Consider the following 17,897-nt stretch of genomic DNA (forward strand, 5'->3'; position numbering starts at 1 on the left):
CTTTTGTTTCGAGCGTCAGGTTTTTCATAGTCCTCCCTTTTTTACTGGGCGTGCCTGTAGCGGGCGCGCCCATTTTCGTTCGGGACACACTGATGAAACCTACTTGCCCTTGGTATCAAGCGCCTGAACGCCGGGATGGCGAAACAGTTTCGCCATCGCAATCAATGCCAGTACACCGCAGATGACCGCGAGCACGAAAGGCATCCGCAAATTGATAGCCATGAGGGACCCGCTGAGGGCCGTAATGGTCCCGGAGCCCAACGCGTAGATGGCGACTGTCACACCCATGACCCAACCTTGCTCGGTTGGGCCGACGCTCGCGGAAAACAACGAAAGCATGGTCGGGTACATGATCGCGAACGCGATGGTTATCGGAACAATCAGGACATAGGTCAGATCGGCCATGGGGTTCAGCATGAAGGCCAATATCCCAAGTGCCATCGCTGCAATGGAGACATACAGAATCGGAAACTTTTTGTACCGCTCGTGCAGCGGCGCGGTGAGGTAGGCACTGCCAAAGGCCATGGAGCCTCCGAACACGGCGAGGGCCATGCTGTTTTGAAGCGTACTGAACTTGAACCGGGTCAGCAGATACGTGTCGATGAAGAAGAAAAACGCATTCAGGCACATCAGCGAGAACAACATGACGACCGAAAGCCGCAAAACGACCGGGTTCGAGAAGACTTTCCACAGGTTCAAAACAACATCTAAAAGCCCGAAGTCAATTTTTTGTCTTTTGAAACCGGGTTCGGAGAAGAAGAACAGAATCAGTGCCATGTTGATCAGGATCAGGGCAATGGCGACGTAGAAAGGCAGTTCCAGTGACGCAAATGATCCCATCAGGTTTTGGTCGCTGAGCAATCCTGAAATCAGTGGCCCCCCGAGCAGGCCCAGCGCGGATGCCGCAACAATCATCCCGAGGTTTTTTGATTTCTCCTGATCGTCATGGCTGATGTCGATCAATGCGGCCTGCGCAATGGGTTGGTTGGCCGTCGTAAACCCGGAAATGGCTCGCCCCAAAAGTAACAGCCAATAGCTGGACGTCATGATCGCGGCCACAGTCAGAACATAGCCGATCAGGGCACCGGTAAGGCAGATCATGATGCCTGTTTTACGCCCGATATAATCCGACAACTTGGCGATAAAGGCCGCCCCGAAAAAGTAGAACAGAAAGAAGACGACAATCAGAATCGTATAGTCGAGCTGGCGGATATTCGTCGCTGTTCCATGTGCGAGGAAAGCCTGGTGTGGATCCAGCAGGATCGTGTTGAAAATCGGCACGATCAATCCAAAACCCATCACGTCAATGAATACGACCAGCAACAGAGACAATCGTGAAAGGTTCATAACAGCATCCTCATTACGGTCCCGTAATAATCCAATTTCAAAACGTCGAGGAGGTCGGCCACATCACAAGAAACACGCGCTGCGCCAAGATTTGCCCGTAGTCAGGGTATGGGCTCTTTTGTTTTCTGTCCAATTTGGCGCGGCGACGGGCGGTATCCGGGTGGCTGACCTTGGGTTTCGAATTGTGACGCCGCGTCGCGAAAGCCGGGCCCTAGGTTAGAAGGTTGACGTAAGCGTAAGCAGTGCCGTGATTTTTTTCCAAGCGGTCAAAAAAATGATGCAAACAGCAGATTTCTTCCCCCTTTCTCGGCACCCTATTTTTCTTACATGGACGGTGTCGCTGCGGGTTCACACTCACGGAAGTTGGTCTTTGAGCCCTTCCCTCAAGTGGCTTGGACCTGACCCGCAGCGGCAAGGATTTGATGACCATATGTTGCGGGAGTTGAATGATGCCATTGAAGTCAATTCTGAGCCGGGTGTTTGCAACCAAGATGTCTGAGACGTCCAACGCCACAAATGCGCGGTCGATTTTGAATAATCCCTACGACCATAAGAAGGCAATTTCGAAGGTTGAGACAGCGGCGGTTCTTCGCGGGATCCTAGAAGATGAAAAGATGGAATATCCAACCCAAGGCAAACGCAAGGATTCGCTGCACTGACCGCCGTTTGGTACGCTCCTGACGACTTCTGCATGGGCACGCGCTACAGGGGCCGCTCCGGACCAAAAACGCCCGCCGAATTGGCGGGCGTTTCGGTTTTCTCAGGATAATCCCAGTTACATCTTGGCCTTTTCTGATTTAAGCGCCAGCCACAGGCAGTAGCACATGATCAGAACCACCAAGGTAAACGGAATTCCAGTCGACACCGCTGCCCCTTGCAAGGCAGAGAGACCTCCGCCCAGCAGCAGTGCGATTGCAACAAGGCCTTCAAGCGTGCACCAGAACACGCGTTGCACAACTGGTGCGTCCATCTTGCCGCCTGCCGTGATCGTATCGATCACCAGCGAGCCTGAGTCCGACGATGTGACAAAGAACACAACGATCAGGATCAGAGCGATCGGGGCAATGATGCCGTAAAGCGGCAGCTCTTTCAGGAAGCCGAACAGCGCGCCCTCGGGGGCATAGCTTTCGATCACTGTGGCGCGGACGCCCTCTGCTCCGCCTGCGTTCAGCATGTCAATTGCGGCGCCACCAAAGGTCGACATCCACAGGGCGCAAACCGCAGTGGGTGCCAACAAGGCGCAGATCACGAACTCACGCACCGTACGACCTTTGGAAATGCGGGCGATGAACATGCCCACGAAAGGTGACCACGCAATCCACCAGGCCCAGTAGAAGGTTGTCCAGCCGTGGAAGTAGCTGGTGTCTTCCCGACCGAACGGATTGGACAGGGCCGGTAGATGGGTCACGTAATCCACCATAACGTTGAAGTACCGTGCAATGGCGGTTCCGACACCGGTAACTACGATGACGAAGATGAACAGTCCTACGGCCATGATCATGTTGATCTCACTCAACCGTTTGACACCTGCATCCATGCCCATCAGGACCGAGCCCAGTGCGATCATCGTAATGCCTATGATCAGCAGGACGGTGACGGTGGGGCTGGGTTCGATGCCAAAGACCTCATACAGCCCGGCGGCCACCTGTTGTGCGCCCAAACCCAATGATGTGGTCAGGCCGAAGAGGGTCGCGAATACTGCCAGAGTATCGATGATGTGGCCCCACCAGCCCCAGACGCGCTCGCCCAGGATCGGATAGAAAGCCGAACGCAGGGTCAATGGTAGCCCGAGATTATAGCTGAAGATTGCAAGCGCCAGACCAACGGCCGCATATACCGCCCAGCCTTCGAGACCCCAATGATGGATCGTGCCGACAATGCCGATGTATTCGTTACCCGGCACAGCGATATCGATGCCCAGCGGGCGGGCGTTGCCGTCTTCTGCAAAGTTGTAATAGACCGGCTCCATCACGCCGAAGAACAACAGCCCGATGCCGATCCCGGCCGCGAACATCATCGCGATCCATCCGGCGTAGGAATAGTCGGGTTTGGCGTCCTTGCCGCCGATCCGCACCTTGCCCACCGGCAAGATGATCAACACCAGACAGAACAGGGTGATTGCGTCAACCGACAGCACCAGAAACCAGTCAAACGTGCTGGTCAGCCATGGTCGGAGCCAGCCAAAGAACGTGGCTGCGGATTCCTGATTTGCCAGCGCGATCAGGACGAACGCAAAGATCAGGATACTAGAGATCAAAAAGACCGGGTTATGGATGTCCAGACCGAAAGGCCGGACATTGTCCTGCCCCAGCTCATATTCGGTCTCAAAGTCATAAATCCGGGGATCCGGATCCAGCATTTTCTTGGTTTGTGCCATGCGTCTGCCCTTCTGTTCGCTACGTGCAAACGCCAAGGTATTCGACCGGCGGACGGAGGTGATATTCGTATTCCCTTGGCGCGTTTCCGTCGTTTCGACCGCAGGTATGGTGGTTTCAGCCTATACGGATACTAAATTTTCACCAAATATATTCGATTTCGCGAATAATTAGGCGGTGGGAGCGACCGAATTAGCTTTCAGAGCTGCAAATATCCTGTTATTCAACCAAATGGTTGACTGAAGCAGAAAAGGCATGTAATTCATCCAAATGGTTGAACGAGAGAATCGCTATGACCTAAGCGCTATATTGAAGGCCGCGTCCGACCCAACCCGCCGCGTGATCCTAACGATGCTCGCGCAGCAGGGCCCCTTGCGGGTGACGGATATTGCGCGGCAATTCGATATGAGCCTCAACTCGGTTTCCAAGCACATCAAGGTGCTCGAGAATGCCGGGCTGGTGCGGCGTCGGACGGAATGGCGCGAGCATCTGATCGAGGTGCAGATGGCCCCCTTGTCAGCCGTGGATGACTGGTTCGCCGGGCTGCGTTCGATCTGGGCGCTTCGGCTGGACGCCTTGGAAACTGCTTTGGAGGACCCAGAAGATGACGGAACTGTCCCTTGAAATAACCCGCGCCATTCCGCACCCGCCGGAAAAGGTTTTTGATGCTTGGCTAGACCCGGAAATGCTGGCCAAGTTCATGCTGCCCGGTCCCAACATGTCAGTGCCCGAAGCTTATTCTGACGCCAAGGTAGGGGGCCGGTTCAAGATCATCATGCGCGCGCCCGAGGCCGGGGACCTTCCGCATGAGGGCGAATACAAGGTGATCGACCGGCCCAATCGGCTGCAATTCACTTGGAATTCTCCTTACAGTCAGGACGATTCCACCGTGACGCTGGATTTCACTCCAACCGATAAGGGCACGGAATTGCGCCTGCACCACATCCGCTTCCCTTCGGAAGAAAGCCGAGACAATCATGAAGGCGGCTGGACCCGAATCCTTGAGACGCTGGAGGGTGCGCTGTGATCAACTGGCTTGCCCTTGGCGCGGGAGTCACCGCCGCCTTTCTGCTAGGGTGGCTGGTCTACGGACCTGTGGGATTTCAGAAACGTTGGGCCGAAGGTACTCGGATCGATCCGACACCGCCTGACACCCCACCTCTGCCTCAACTGGCAGCCCAGATCATATTTCTGATCCTGCTGGCTGCTGTGATCGCCGTGACCGAGACCACCAACAGCCTTGGCGTTGCAGTTCTGGCCATCCTCGCGGTGGCTGCTCAGGCCGCATCGGTCGGGGCATGGGCGCAGAAAAGCGGCTTCGCCATCGCAGTCGACACCGGATATGCGCTGGGCTGCGGCGTGGTGATGATATTGGCGCACGCTATCCTTTGATACATCGGCCGCTGCCCAGCTTGGGCGGGGGTTAGGCAATCCCCTGCCCCCCAAAAACTCCCGACTTTCCAAAGCTTGCAAACTGATGTATGGGCCTGTCATCTGAGACGTTGTGCCCTGACCCCGGCACTCGAATGGAAGATAAAGTGGGGTCGGCGGCAATGGGGCCGCCATGCAAACCGGAGACCCGCAGGGGCGGGAGTGCTCCGTTCTAGGATACGCATATGTTTGATGTAACAAAGAAATCGATTCAGTGGGGCGAAGAGACGCTGACACTGGAAACCGGCAAGGTTGCCCGTCAGGCCGACGGCAGCGTGATTGCCACGCTGGGCGAAACCAGCGTCATGGCAAACGTGACCTTTGCCCGTGCTCAAAAGCCCGGTCAGGATTTTTTCCCGCTGACCGTGCACTATCAAGAAAAATACTATGCCGCCGGTAAGGTTCCGGGTGGCTTCTTCAAGCGCGAAGCGCGCCCGACCGAGAAAGAGACGCTGACCGCGCGTCTGATTGACCGTCCGATCCGCCCGCTGTTTGTTGACGGCTTTAAAAACGAAGTTCTGGTGATGTGCACCGTGCTGAGCCACGATCTGGTCAACGATCCCGACATCGTTGCAATGATCGCTGCTTCGGCTGCCCTGACCATCTCGGGCGCGCCGTTCATGGGTCCGATCGCCGGTGCCCGCGTTGGTTTCGAGGATGGCGAATACGTTCTGAACCCGACCGTCGACGACATGCAGGACCTGCGCCTGAACCCTGAACAGCGTCTGGACCTGGTTGTTGCCGGTACCAAAGACGCCGTGATGATGGTGGAATCGGAAGCGTACGAACTGTCCGAGGCAGAAATGCTGGGCGCGGTAAACTTCGCGCATGAGCAAATTCAGCCCGTGATCGACCTGATCATCTCGCTGGCCGAAGAAGCCGCGAAAGAGCCGTTCGAATTCGTCGCCCCCGATTACTCGGAGCTGTCCGCCGCTGTTTCGGCTGCCGGTGAAGAGAAGATGCGCGCCGCGTTTGCGATCACCGACAAGCAGGAGCGCACCGCCGCTGTTGCCGCGGCCCGTGAAGCGATCAAGGAAGCGCTGACCGAAGAGCAGCTGGAAGACGGCAACCTCGGTTCCGCAATGAAGAAGCTGGAAGCAGGCATTCTGCGCGGTGACGTCGTCAAAGGCGGCAAACGTATCGACGGTCGTTCGACCACCGATATCCGTTCGATCGTCGCAGAAACCTCGATGCTGCCGCGGACCCACGGTTCTGCCCTGTTCACCCGTGGTGAGACTCAGGCGTTGGCCGTGACCACGCTGGGCACCGGTGACGATGAGCAGTTCATCGACGCGCTGCACGGCAACTTCAAATCGAACTTTCTGCTGCATTACAACTTCCCCCCCTACTCGGTTGGCGAAGTTGGCCGCGTGGGTGGTCCGGGCCGTCGTGAGATCGGCCACGGCAAGCTGGCATGGCGTGCCCTGCAGGCGGTTCTGCCTGCGGCGACCGACTTCCCCTACACGATCCGCATCGTGTCGGAGATCACCGAATCCAACGGCTCGTCCTCGATGGCGTCGGTCTGCGGCGGTTCGCTGTCGATGATGGATGCGGGCGTTCCGCTCAAAGCACCGGTTGCCGGTGTGGCCATGGGTCTGATCCTGGAAGATGACGGCGAATACGCCATCCTGTCGGACATTCTGGGTGACGAAGACCACCTGGGCGACATGGACTTCAAGGTGGCGGGTACCGAAAACGGCATCACCTCGCTGCAGATGGACATCAAGGTTGCGGGCATCACGCCCGAGATCATGGAGAAAGCCCTGGCGCAAGCCAAGGACGGCCGGATGCACATTCTGGGTGAGATGGGCAAAGCCCTGTCCGAGACCAACGAATTCTCGGTCCACGCCCCGCGCATCGAGACCATGAACATCCCAACCGACAAGATCCGCGAAGTGATCGGCTCGGGCGGTAAGGTCATCCGCGAGATCGTCGAGGTTTCGGGTGCCAAGGTCGACATCAATGACGACGGCGTCATCAAGATCGCGTCGCCCGACGGTGAATCGATCAAGAAGGCCTATGAGATGATCCACTCGATCGTTGCTGAGCCGGAAGAAGGCCAGATCTACACCGGTAAAGTGGTCAAGATCGTCGACTTCGGTGCCTTCGTGAACTTCTTTGGCAAGCGCGACGGTCTGGTGCACGTGTCCCAGATCGAAAACCGACGCCTGAACCATCCGTCGGATGTTCTGAAAGAAGGTCAGGAAGTAAAGGTCAAGCTGCTGGGCTTTGACGATCGCGGCAAGGTGCGCCTGTCGATGAAAGTTGTCGATCAGGAAACCGGCGAAGAGATCGTTCCCGAGAAGAAAGAAAAGAAAGAGGAAAGCGCAGAGTAATCTGCCTCTTTTGCAAGAACGAAGGCCCCGGTAATCCGCCGGGGCCTTTCTCTTTGGGCGAATGTCGAGTGCCGCAGCGATGCTGTGGAATGTGCCGACCATCTGCTTGCTGGGGTAGGCTTCAATTTTGATGAGGCTACAATTCTGATTGTTGAGTGCATTGCCCTGAAACAGAGCCTCACAACCACTTAAAACGTTGGCTTTACAGGCCCGGGGCATCTACTTGGGCATTCTTTTCTACTCATTGCCGATAAATGAATGAATTTACGACGATATCCGATCGTTTCTTGGTTTATTTCTTTTCTTCGATCAAAAGCTCTTCTATGAGCGCGCCTAACAGTTGCGTCCTCGATTTGACCTTGGCTTTTTTGTAGATTGAATTGTTCTGGGACTTGATTGTTCCCTCGCTGGTCTCGCGCAGTTTAGCTATTTCTGCGAGGGACAGGCCCTTTACGGTGAGAAGTGCAACATCTCGTTCCGCAGCACTAAGGCCCCAACGGTCGAACTGTAGTTCCAGCATTCGAAAAAACTCGCCTTGAGCCTTCCGCAGGTTCTGTTTGACTTCTTGGTGACGTCGCAAAAACAGCCTGTGGCTTTGCCAAATCAAAAGCCCCCCAAGAATAAACCCAAATAGGGTGATGAGAGCCGTGATTTCATGGACCACCCAACTCGCGGAAAAAATGTAGTACCCTGTTATTTCGCCAATCAATTCGATCACAAACGTCAAAGCAGAGATCGCATATACAGCGATCCCCGCTTTGAACATGGCTTCTTTTTTAAACCATTTGTTCAAACCCCAATCTCGCTTGGGCTCAAGTTGGAAGCTGAATTAATCATCGTCGCCTTCGTCATCCCCTTCGCCATCGTCACCTTCACCGTCGCGCTCGCCATCGTCGCCTTCGCTATCGCGTTCGCCGTCATCGCCTTCGCTATCGCGTTCGCCATCGTCGCCTTCGCTATCGCGCTCGCCATCGTCACCTTCGCTGTCGCGCTCACCATCGTCGCCTTCGCTGTCGCGTTCACCATCGTCGCCTTCGCTATCGTTTTCCCCATCGCCTTCGTCATCGTCACCTTCGTCATCGTCACCTTCGTCATCAAATCCTTCGTCGTCATCTTCGTCGTCATCTTCGTCATCAAAATCTTCGTCGTCATCTTCCTCATCGTCGAACTCATCGTCTCGCTCTGAACGATCCCGAACGATGGTTCCGTCTTTCCCCAGCACCACTTCTCTCTCGATTCCAGGTCCAGTTGCTTCAAAGCGAAGATTCCCAAACAGCGTGTTGGTTATTTCGATTCGTTGGAAACCTTGTTCTGTGAGTTCGTCGATGATGTCTTGCTTGGTGGTTTGCGAAAGCGCCGTGGTGGCCATCAGAACGAAAGTTGATGTCAGACCGATAGTTTTCTTGTTCATGTTCCCATCCTCAAAGGAATTGCCAATTGAACTAAAACATCGGCGCTTTGCGATGGGAATATAACTTAGGTTGGTTAGGCCAGACTTGAACCAAAGAACTATATCCTCAACGGTACTGGGTAATGCGCGCAATGTGCGGGAACGTGGATTTGGAGAGCGCCGAAAAATTTTTCAGGAGCAAATTCCTGAATTTGATCTCGGACCGATCTGAATTTACAGCCATGTAGTTTTTGAAGGTGACACCGAGGATATGCCCGAAGCCAAGAAATTCGAAAAGCTCTTCTCTACTCCAATGATGCGATTTGTGGTGCCTAACAGTGCAGCGCTTAATGCGGCGATTCTGTTTGAGGCCGAAAAGATGCGTGAGGAAGACGAGGGTGCCTCAAAATCCAATCGCGGCGGATGGCACTCAAACGGAAACCTCTTTGATCGCGATACGCCCGCTATTCAGAATTTGCGAGACGCGGCCGAAGATGCGGTGTTTCAAATAACACGAAAGGTCTCAGACAAGGTTGAACCGGATAAACTTCGCCTGAAACTGTTCGGGTGGATAAACGACAATCCTTCCGGCGGGTACAATGCGCCGCATACTCATCCCGGCGCGCATTGGTCTGGAGTGTACTATGTTTCTCAACCCGAGATCGAAGAAGGTTCGTCTGGAATGATTGAGTTTCTCGACCCCCGAAACGAGTTGCCTCACTGGCGCATACTTCAGGCGAGTGCGTTTCGGAACAAAAAGAAGCTGCGCCCGGCAGCCGGCGAAATGATCCTTTTTCCATCCTATCTGACCCATTGGGTCCACCCAAACCAAAGTATAGAAAGCCGCGTCACGGTTGCCTTCAACGCAACCTTTCGACGTCCAAAATCGAATCCCAGTTAATCGCCTCGAGATACGCAGCCTCTGTGGTATCGAACATCATGGCAATGTTTCGCCTGGTCAGCGCAGTCAGCGCGGCTTTCAGTTTCCATCAGAAGATACAATCCTTTGGCAGCGAGACCGCGTTCAACTGACGTATCCGATCCCAACCACCGCCTCGGCAGGCGTGCACACAGTCGATCCAACCATAGCCAATCTGCCTTTTTCGATCAGTGCCGCTTTCGAGCCCTGCGCGTCACGGTAAACGATATGTTAACACTTCTAAGTTGAGTTAGCTCAAAGTTAAGGAAATCCAAATCATCTGGGACGTCGCCGCGCTTTGGCCTCTATCACCATCTTTGAGATCGACGGAGATCCGTTTGGCAACCCCAGTGTGACGGTGACCCAGGGGTTTCAGGTCACCATTACTGATGATGATAATTTTCTCGAAAATCCGGACAACAACGGCAGCCAACAGTTCGATACCCTCCCAATCCCCGGGCTGAACAATTCCGGCAGCTTTCAGATATTTGAAGGCTACAGCGCGACGGTCGGAGGTGCACCGGTCACCTACACACTGCTGCAATTCTCGGGTACGCAATACATCGTTGTGACCTCGGGAAACGTTGCTGTTAACGATGTACTGACAGGCAACTCACTGGCCCAGAGTACTGCACCTGCGGTCGAATATGATAACCTTCCCAGCTTTGTCTGCTTTACTTCGGGGTCACATATTCTGACACCATCGGGCCAGCGTCTGATCGAAGAAGTCAAAGCAGGCGATCATGTGATCACCGCAGATGGCACCGGTCGGGCCGTGCGCTGGGTGGGTCGGCGACGGCTGACTGAGGCGGATCTGAGACAGACCCCTAAGCATTGCCCGATCCGGATCAGTGCGGGCAGTCTTGGGCCGCAGACACCATCGCGAGATCTGCTGCTGTCACCTCAGCATCGGGTTGTCGTGTCCTCACCTGCATTGGAATTGCATCATAGTCACCCGATGATGTTGGCGACGGCCAAGTCTCTGCTCAACGGCAAGTCTATCACGCAAGTTCCGCCAAGCGGGGGCGTCGAGTACATTCACATTCTATTCGACCAGCATGAGCTGGTGAATGTCGAAGGATTGTGGTCGGAATCGTTTTATCCCGGCGGATATACGCTGGACGCGATGAGCAGTGCAGTGAAGGAGGAACTATTCGAGCTGTTCCCTGAGCTTCATTCCGATACAGGCGGCTATGGTGATACGGTGCTGCCGGTTCTGAAACCGTACGAAGTGCAGATGCTGCGCCCGGAGCTATCTGCCCCTTGCGGCGCAACCTCGGCGTTTGCGCATTAGAAGAAGGCGGGGGCTTTCGCCCCCTGCCCGTTGATCCGATTACGACGGCGCTTTGGTTTTGCGCAGATAGGGGAAGATCGTCTCGAACTCGCCGAACTTCTCTTTTGCCTCATCGTTGGAGACCGCAGGTGGAATGATCACATCCTCACCCGGCACCCAATTTGCGGGGGTTGCCACGCCCTTGGCGCTCATCTGCAGGCCATCCAGCGCACGCAGAATCTCGGCAAAGTTGCGGCCCACGGTCATCGGGTAGGTCATGGACAGTTTCAACTGCTTATCGGGTCCGATGATAAAGACAGAGCGTACAGTTGCGCTGTCGGCAGGCGTGCGGCCGTCGGGCAGATAGGCCTCGGCCGGCAGCATGTCGAAGGCTTTGGACACAGCCAGACCGTCATCGGCGATGATCGGGAAGCCGGGGTTGGCGTTGCCATAGGCCTCGATATCTTTTTTCCACTTCTTATGATCTTCGACACCGTCCACGGACACGCCGATCACTTTGGTGTTCCGCGCCGCCCATTCATCGTTCAACTGCGCAACTGCCGAAAACTCGGTCGTGCAAACAGGAGTGAAGTCCTTGGGGTGTGAGAACAGGATGGCCCAGCTATCGCCAATCCAGTCATGAAACTGGACGGTGCCCTGATCTGTCTCTGCGGTGAAATTCGGGACCGTATCATTGATGCGCAAACCCATTGGGAAACTCCTTTCCTGTGAAAAATCGCGAGTCGATTGCTGCCAACCTAATCACTTTGCGCAGAGGTTAAACCATTCATGTTGCGCTGTCAGAAGATTCAGTAGGTAGATAATTTGATCAAATTATGTTTTACCCTTGCCCGACACCCGGGTGGGTGACAGAGTGCGAATGAAAACCGACCGTTCGGTCGATTGATTCCTGATCCGGAGGATGAGCCATGATCGAAAAACGCGATTTCTATATCAACGGCAAATGGGTCGCCCCATCAGAGCCGAATGATTTCGAAGTGATCGACCCGTCGACCGAAGAACCATGCGCGGTGATCTCATTGGGGTCAGAGGCTGACACTAACGCAGCGGTTGCTGCGGCCAAAGCTGCTCTGCCTGGTTGGATGGCAACCCCGGTGGACGAGCGCATCGCTTTGGTAGAGAAACTGGTCGATATTTACGCCACCCGCTCAGAGGATCTGGCCCAGGCGATGTCGATGGAGATGGGTGCACCGATCGAAATGGCGCGCAGCCAGCAATCGGGCGCGGGGATCTATCACCTGAAAAACTTCATCCGTGCCGCCAAGGCGTTCCAATTCGAACGTCCGTTGGGCGATCATGCGCCGAATGACCGGATCATCTATGAAGCGGTGGGTGTGGCAGCCCTGATCACCCCATGGAATTGGCCGATGAATCAGGTCACGCTCAAAGTCGGGGCCGCCGCGATTGCGGGCTGCACGATGGTTCTGAAACCGTCCGAGCAAAGCCCGCTGAACGCGATGATCTTTGCTGAGATGATGGATGAGGCTGGCTTCCCGGCTGGTGTTTTCAACCTGGTGAATGGCGATGGCGTGGGCGTGGGCTCTCAGCTCTCGGGGCACGCAGATGTTGATATGGTCAGCTTCACCGGTTCGACCCGCGCGGGCACGGCGATTTCCAAGAATGCGGCGGATACACTGAAGAAAGTGCATCTGGAACTGGGTGGCAAAGGGGCCAATGTGGTCTTCGCCGATGCCGACGAAAAGGCGGTAAAACGCGGCGTCCTGCACATGATGAACAACACCGGTCAAAGCTGTAACGCGCCCAGCCGGATGCTGGTGCAGCGTCCGATCTATGATCAGGCGGTTGAGACAGCCGCCGAGGTGGCAAACAATGTCACCGTCGGCAGTGCCGCCGAAGAAGGCCGACATATCGGGCCGGTGGTAAACGAAGTGCAGTGGACCAAAATTCAGGACCTGATCCAGAAAGGAATTGATGAGGGCGCGCGTCTTGTGGCAGGCGGTACCGGTCGCCCTGAGGGACTGAACAAGGGCTACTATGTGCGTCCTACGGTCTTTGCAGATGCCAACAACCAGATGACCATCGCGCGCGAGGAGATCTTTGGCCCGGTTCTGACCATGATCCCCTTCGATACCGAAGAAGAAGCCATCGAGATTACCAATGACACACCTTACGGGCTGACCAATTATGTTCAGACCCAAGACGGTGCACGCGCCAACCGAATGGCTCGCGTCTTGCGGTCGGGCATGGTTGAGATGAACGGCCAGTCGCGCAGCGCTGGGTCCCCGTTTGGTGGGATGAAACAGTCCGGCAATGGCCGCGAAGGCGGGGTTTGGGGCTTGGAGGACTTCCTTGAGGTCAAGGCCGTTGGCGGTTGGGCCGCCGAATAGTCAATCTTGGCGCTATCAAAATGTGAGGCACCCTAAGGGTGCCTCGCTTTGTTTCTTAGGCAGGTCGAACGATAAGCTGCGGCTCTCCGTCCGACGTGTGGCGGGTGGATCGACCATCCCAGCCAATCTCACCTGTCACCCGCTGGCGAAGGGACGAAAAACTGTCGAACCGGACCACATCTACGGGCACGTCGAACTGCAGGGTCACCCGGCGATGTCCGCCATCCCCAATCATGGTCAGACCGCGGATTTCGGCGGTGAAGGGCTGACCCAGATATCGGCCCTCAACCCGATCACCAACGCGCAACTGCACTCGATTTCCTGCCATCGCGTGCAACGTGTTCCAATCCCGCGAACCGTGTTGATGCGCCAACAGTTCCAGCGCCTCGCTATGCGATAGCTTCACTCCGGCGTCCTGCAGGCGTTTGCGCAGGCGTTTTGCCTGCTCTTTCAGCTCCGCAACCGGAGCGATGTTCTGAGTATGTGTCATGGTGTGCCTCGTTTCCTGAAACGGGCGCGAAATCTGGACGGGGTTCGCATTGCCATCCGCGCGCCTGGAAAGGGCAACAGATGTGATTCAATCGGGTTTCACCAAAGCCTAAGGCCGCGAACGGCAGGGGACCCGAACCTGCCGTGCATATGGCAACGACGCGCCAGAATGTCAATCAGGCGTCGGCCTGCGCCGCCTCATAGGCCAGCATGGCGCGCTTGACGGGCAGCCCCCAGTGGTAGCCGCCTAAGCCGCCCGATTTGCGCAAGGCACGGTGGCAGGGGATCAGCCAACTGACCGGGTTGCGCCCAACTGCGGTGCCCACGGCGCGCACCGCTTGGGGTGAGCCGACCCGCTGCGCGATCTCGGAATAGGTGGTGACCTGGCCCGAAGGGATGTGCATCAGCGCTTCCCATACCTTGATCTGCAGTGGTGAGCCGATCAGGTAGAGCGGGGTCGGCTCCAACCGGTCGCTGGCCGCACCGAAGGCGCTGAGCACCCAAGGCCGCAGGCGCATGGGGTCCTCGACAAAATCAGCATTGGGCCAACGAGAGATCATGTCTTCCATCGCCGCCTCCTCGCCTGTCTCGGCCCCAAAGGCGATTCCACAGATTCCCTTGTCAGTTCCCATAACCAGCGCAGGGCCAAAGGGGCACTCGAACCAACCCCAGTAGATCGTGAGACCTGCGCCTTTGCGGGCGTATTCACCCGGGCTCATGGATTCCCATTTCAGGAACAGGTCATGAAGCCGCCCACTGCCGGACAGCCCCACATTATGAGCGGTTTCCAGCGTGGTGAAACGCTCGTGCAACAGAGCTTTGGCATGGCCGAGAGTCAGGTATTGCTGGTATCGCTTCGGTGAGACCCCGGTCCAGCGTGAGAACAGACGCTGAAAATGGGCAGGGCTCATATCCATCTGGCGAGCCAACTCATCAAGACTGAGACTCTCTCCGCCTTGATCGATTAATTCGATCGCGCGCCGCATGACGTTATAATGATATCCGCTTTCTGCTGTCTGGACGTTCATCGGTCACCTCATCAGTTACCGGAACAGTAACTTGCCCCTGTCGATCTTGCGACCCGGAACCTGCGCTTTATCTTGTCAACTGAGTTGACGAATCAAATCGATTTCTCCTACCATTCAGGTATGGGACACAGGTTGGATCAGCTTTATCAGGCAGTTCAGGCCACCCGGCCTTTGCTGCGGAACATCACGGCAGCGGTTGAGCAGGGCAGCCAGCGCAAAGGCGTGACCGTCGGGCAACGTGCCCTTTTGGAAGGTCTGTCGCTATCTCCCGGCGCGACAGCCCCGTTGCTGTGCGCCGAGTTGCAGCTGAAACGACAATATGTCTCGCGCATCTTAAAAGAGCTGATGGGCGCACAGCTGATCGAAAGCCAGCCCAATCCCAAACGTGCAGGCACCTACTGCTACCGGCTGAGCCCTGCGGGCGAAGAGACGATCACGGCAATCAGAGCGGATGAGATGGCCAAGCTGACACGCTTTGCACAGGATTTTTCTGCGTCAGAGCTTGTCGCCTATCACAAGGTTCAGCTGGCCCTGACCCGCTATTTCGCAGAACTCGCCAAGGAGGCCTGACATGACCGTCCTTTGGATAATGGCGGCAAGCATCATGATCGCCGTGTTGTACATCCTCTTGCAAATCCGAAAGATTGGCACTCCGACAACCGGAGCCAAAATAGACCTGGCATCGCGGCCTGAAACGGCGCTGCTGGTGATTGATATGCAAACAGATTTTACCTCGATACCCACCTGGGATGACGCACAAATTGAGGGTGCCTTGTCGACGATCCGGTCAACGACGGACAGCGCCCGCCAGTCTGACTGGTCCGTGATTGCCATCCGTCATGAATTCAAGGGACGGCTGGCGAACTTGCTGAACGGGTGGTTCAATCAGGGGCGCGGCAACGCAGGTTCCGACGGAGTTGGGTTGGATCCGCGTCTTGCGCTGAATCCCGATGCCGAGTTTGTAAAATCCGTAGGTGACGCCTTTTCTTCGCCGGGCTTTGAACGGTTCCTGCAAGACAAACGGATCGGAACGCTGGTTCTGACAGGGTTGGACGGGTGTCATTGCGTGAATAAGACCGCGCAGGGCGCGCTCAATCGAGGATACCGGGTTCAGATCAATTCGGCAGCCGTTCTGGCGGCTGATCCGAACCGGTGGCAGGGGATCAGGGATCAACTTGCAACGGCGGGGGTGGATTTCCGACTGCAGAAGTGAGGCATAGGGATAAATCGACCAAGACCCGCGCCTAGGCAAAACCAAAACGCACCTTTTCAATTGCGACCGCTTGTCTGGCAGGGCATTAAGGCTCGGATGGCCAAACAACTCGGATACCACAAGATCCGCGAGATCTTTACGCGTTTTCACGACGCCGACCCTGAACCCAAGGGCGAGTTGGAGCATGTAAACGTCTATACTCTGGTCGTTGCCGTCGCACTGTCAGCGCAGGCGACCGATGCCGGCGTCAACAAGGCTACGCGCGCGCTATTCAAGATCGCCGACACGCCGCAGAAGATGCTGGATCTGGGCGAAGAAGGTCTGATCGAACACATCAAGACCATCGGCCTGTTCCGCCAGAAGGCCAAGAACGTAATCAAGCTGAGTCGCATTCTGGTCGAAGACTATGGCGGTGAGGTGCCCAACTCCCGCGCGGCGCTTCAATCGCTACCGGGTGTGGGGCGCAAGACAGCCAATGTTGTCCTGAACATGTGGTGGCGATATCCGGCGCAGGCCGTGGACACGCATATCTTCCGCGTCGGTAACCGCACCGGCATTTGTCCGGGCAAGAATGTGGACGCCGTCGAACGCGCCATCGAAGACAACATACCGACCGACTTTCAGCTGCATGCGCATCACTGGCTGATCCTGCATGGCCGCTATCACTGCAAGGCACGCAAACCGCAGTGCCCTACCTGTATCATCCGCGATCTCTGCGAATTTGAGGACAAAACCGAATGAAAACCTACCAACTGACCGGCATCGGAAACGCCGTTGTGGACGTGATTTCCCAAGCCGATGACAGTTTCCTTGAGCTGATGGGCATCGAAAAGGGCATCATGCAGCTGATCGAACAGGAGCGCGGCGAGGTACTGTATGCCTCGATGGAAGGCCGGGTGCAGACGCCGGGCGGCTCGGTTGCCAATACCATTGCGGGTGCGGGTGCACTGGGTCTGGATTCGGCGTTTATCGGGCGGGTGCATGATGATGCGCTGGGGCGGTTCTATGCGGATGCGATGAACGAGGATGGGGTGGATTTCGTGAACCCGCCGGTGCCGGGGGGCGAGCTGCCAACCTCGCGTTCAATGATCTTTGTCTCACCGGATGGCGAGCGGTCGATGAACACCTATCTGGGTATTTCGTCCGAGCTGTCTTCTCGGGATGTCTCGGAAGACGTTGCGGGCAACAGCCAGATCATGTTCCTCGAGGGCTATCTGTTCGACAAGGAAAAGGGCAAGGCGGCATTCCTGGAGGCCGCGCGCAACTGCCATAAGGGTGGCGGCAAGGCGGGCATCGCCATTTCTGACCCGTTCTGTGTAGAACGGCACCGGGTCGATTTCCTGCTGCTGATCGAGAATGAGCTGGATTTTGTAATCGGCAACGAGGCGGAGATCAAATCGCTGTTCGAAACCGACGATCTTGAGGAGGCGCTGGCGAAAACGGCCGAGATTTGCCCTCTGGTCGTTTGCACCCGGTCGGGCGACGGGGTGACTGTTCTGAACGGCAACGCGCGCATCGATGTACCGGTTGAAAAGGTCGTACCCGTGGACGCGACCGGCGCGGGCGATCAATTCGCCGCCGGATTCCTGTTCGGCATGGCGACGGGCCGCGATTACGAGACCTGCGCAAAAATTGGCAACGTCTGCGCACGCGAAGTCATCAGCCATATCGGCCCCCGGCCCGAGGCGAATATGCAGGAATTGCTGCGGGCTGAGGGATTGCTCTGA

19 protein-coding genes are annotated in these 17,897 nt (G+C 56.2%); 12 read left to right on the forward strand and 7 right to left on the reverse strand.

Annotation, left to right across the window (positions count from 1 at the left end):
* Nucleotides 1–99 precede the first annotated feature (99 nt).
* Complete coding sequence (locus I5192_RS15165) at nucleotides 100–1,347, reverse strand: MFS transporter (protein WP_170598398.1); 1,248 nt, start codon at nucleotides 1,345–1,347, stop codon at nucleotides 100–102.
* Nucleotides 1,348–1,838: 491 nt separating this feature from the next.
* Here I5192_RS15165 and I5192_RS15170 point away from each other — a divergent pair, with 491 nt between their 5' ends.
* Nucleotides 1,839–2,006, forward strand: coding sequence for a hypothetical protein (locus tag I5192_RS15170; RefSeq protein ID WP_223117201.1), 168 nt, complete (start codon nucleotides 1,839–1,841; stop codon nucleotides 2,004–2,006).
* A gap of 116 nt (nucleotides 2,007–2,122) precedes the next feature.
* Here the strand turns inward: I5192_RS15170 and I5192_RS15175 are convergent, their stop codons facing one another.
* Nucleotides 2,123–3,724 (reverse strand): BCCT family transporter, encoded by a 1,602-nt coding sequence (locus I5192_RS15175; RefSeq protein WP_170394697.1) that lies wholly within the window; start codon nucleotides 3,722–3,724, stop codon nucleotides 2,123–2,125.
* A 268-nt stretch (nucleotides 3,725–3,992) separates the two neighbouring features.
* Between I5192_RS15175 and I5192_RS15180 the strand changes: the two genes are divergently transcribed.
* The 4 genes from I5192_RS15180 (at nucleotide 3,993) to pnp (ending at nucleotide 7,489) form a co-directional block, all read left to right on the forward strand.
* A complete protein-coding gene (locus I5192_RS15180; RefSeq protein WP_170426150.1) occupies nucleotides 3,993–4,346 on the forward strand; it encodes a helix-turn-helix transcriptional regulator in 354 nt (117 codons plus the stop codon).
* Entirely contained in the window at nucleotides 4,327–4,749 is a 423-nt protein-coding gene (locus tag I5192_RS15185; protein WP_223117202.1) for an SRPBCC domain-containing protein, read from the forward strand. Before I5192_RS15180 ends, I5192_RS15185 begins: the two co-directional genes overlap by 20 nt.
* On the forward strand, nucleotides 4,746–5,114 hold the full coding sequence (locus I5192_RS15190; RefSeq protein WP_170802591.1) for a DUF1761 family protein: 369 nt from the start codon (nucleotides 4,746–4,748) through the stop codon (nucleotides 5,112–5,114). The genes I5192_RS15185 and I5192_RS15190 overlap by 4 nt, the downstream gene beginning before the upstream one ends.
* A gap of 224 nt (nucleotides 5,115–5,338) precedes the next feature.
* Nucleotides 5,339–7,489 carry a polyribonucleotide nucleotidyltransferase gene (gene pnp, locus I5192_RS15195; RefSeq protein WP_170394709.1) on the forward strand — a complete coding sequence of 717 codons (2,151 nt, stop codon included), beginning with the start codon at nucleotides 5,339–5,341 and terminating at the stop codon, nucleotides 7,487–7,489.
* 292 nt (nucleotides 7,490–7,781) lie between these two features.
* Here the strand turns inward: pnp and I5192_RS15200 are convergent, their stop codons facing one another.
* Nucleotides 7,782–8,282 carry a LuxR C-terminal-related transcriptional regulator gene (locus I5192_RS15200; protein ID WP_170394711.1) on the reverse strand — a complete coding sequence of 167 codons (501 nt, stop codon included), beginning with the start codon at nucleotides 8,280–8,282 and terminating at the stop codon, nucleotides 7,782–7,784.
* A gap of 36 nt (nucleotides 8,283–8,318) precedes the next feature.
* Entirely contained in the window at nucleotides 8,319–8,900 is a 582-nt protein-coding gene (locus tag I5192_RS15205) for a hypothetical protein (protein WP_223117203.1), read from the reverse strand.
* Nucleotides 8,901–9,150: 250 nt separating this feature from the next.
* Between I5192_RS15205 and I5192_RS15210 the strand changes: the two genes are divergently transcribed.
* Nucleotides 9,151–9,780 (forward strand): TIGR02466 family protein, encoded by a 630-nt coding sequence (locus I5192_RS15210; RefSeq protein ID WP_170394716.1) that lies wholly within the window; start codon nucleotides 9,151–9,153, stop codon nucleotides 9,778–9,780.
* Between the two features lie 316 nt (nucleotides 9,781–10,096).
* Complete coding sequence (locus I5192_RS15215; RefSeq protein ID WP_223117204.1) at nucleotides 10,097–11,092, forward strand: Hint domain-containing protein; 996 nt, start codon at nucleotides 10,097–10,099, stop codon at nucleotides 11,090–11,092.
* A 39-nt stretch (nucleotides 11,093–11,131) separates the two neighbouring features.
* On the opposite strand, the gene I5192_RS15220 is transcribed toward I5192_RS15215, so the two are convergent.
* The gene (locus tag I5192_RS15220) at nucleotides 11,132–11,782 is read right to left on the reverse strand and encodes a peroxiredoxin (RefSeq protein WP_170408508.1); all 651 of its coding nucleotides are present in this window, start codon (nucleotides 11,780–11,782) and stop codon (nucleotides 11,132–11,134) included.
* Between the two features lie 218 nt (nucleotides 11,783–12,000).
* Between I5192_RS15220 and I5192_RS15225 the strand changes: the two genes are divergently transcribed.
* Nucleotides 12,001–13,440, forward strand: a complete 1,440-nt coding sequence (locus I5192_RS15225; protein ID WP_223117205.1) for an aldehyde dehydrogenase family protein — start codon at nucleotides 12,001–12,003, stop codon at nucleotides 13,438–13,440.
* Nucleotides 13,441–13,495: 55 nt separating this feature from the next.
* Here the strand turns inward: I5192_RS15225 and I5192_RS15230 are convergent, their stop codons facing one another.
* Both I5192_RS15230 and I5192_RS15235 read right to left on the reverse strand, forming a co-directional pair.
* The gene (locus tag I5192_RS15230; protein ID WP_223117206.1) at nucleotides 13,496–13,930 is read right to left on the reverse strand and encodes a glyoxalase superfamily protein; all 435 of its coding nucleotides are present in this window, start codon (nucleotides 13,928–13,930) and stop codon (nucleotides 13,496–13,498) included.
* 175 nt (nucleotides 13,931–14,105) lie between these two features.
* Nucleotides 14,106–14,957: a bifunctional helix-turn-helix domain-containing protein/methylated-DNA--[protein]-cysteine S-methyltransferase gene (locus I5192_RS15235; protein WP_170394731.1), complete on the reverse strand. Its 852-nt coding sequence runs from the start codon at nucleotides 14,955–14,957 to the stop codon at nucleotides 14,106–14,108.
* Nucleotides 14,958–15,077: 120 nt separating this feature from the next.
* Here I5192_RS15235 and I5192_RS15240 point away from each other — a divergent pair, with 120 nt between their 5' ends.
* The 4 genes from I5192_RS15240 to I5192_RS15255 all read left to right on the forward strand — a co-directional run bounded on the left by I5192_RS15240 (nucleotide 15,078) and on the right by I5192_RS15255 (nucleotide 17,897).
* Nucleotides 15,078–15,527, forward strand: a complete 450-nt coding sequence (locus tag I5192_RS15240) for a MarR family winged helix-turn-helix transcriptional regulator (RefSeq protein WP_170426131.1) — start codon at nucleotides 15,078–15,080, stop codon at nucleotides 15,525–15,527.
* A 1-nt stretch (nucleotide 15,528) separates the two neighbouring features.
* A complete protein-coding gene (locus tag I5192_RS15245) occupies nucleotides 15,529–16,170 on the forward strand; it encodes a cysteine hydrolase (RefSeq protein WP_170426129.1) in 642 nt (213 codons plus the stop codon).
* A gap of 96 nt (nucleotides 16,171–16,266) precedes the next feature.
* A complete protein-coding gene (gene nth, locus I5192_RS15250; RefSeq protein WP_170426127.1) occupies nucleotides 16,267–16,911 on the forward strand; it encodes an endonuclease III in 645 nt (214 codons plus the stop codon).
* The gene (locus I5192_RS15255) at nucleotides 16,908–17,897 is read left to right on the forward strand and encodes an adenosine kinase (protein WP_170466608.1); all 990 of its coding nucleotides are present in this window, start codon (nucleotides 16,908–16,910) and stop codon (nucleotides 17,895–17,897) included. Before nth ends, I5192_RS15255 begins: the two co-directional genes overlap by 4 nt.

The organism is Ruegeria sp. SCSIO 43209, assembly GCF_019904295.1.
GTDB lineage: Bacteria > Pseudomonadota > Alphaproteobacteria > Rhodobacterales > Rhodobacteraceae > Ruegeria.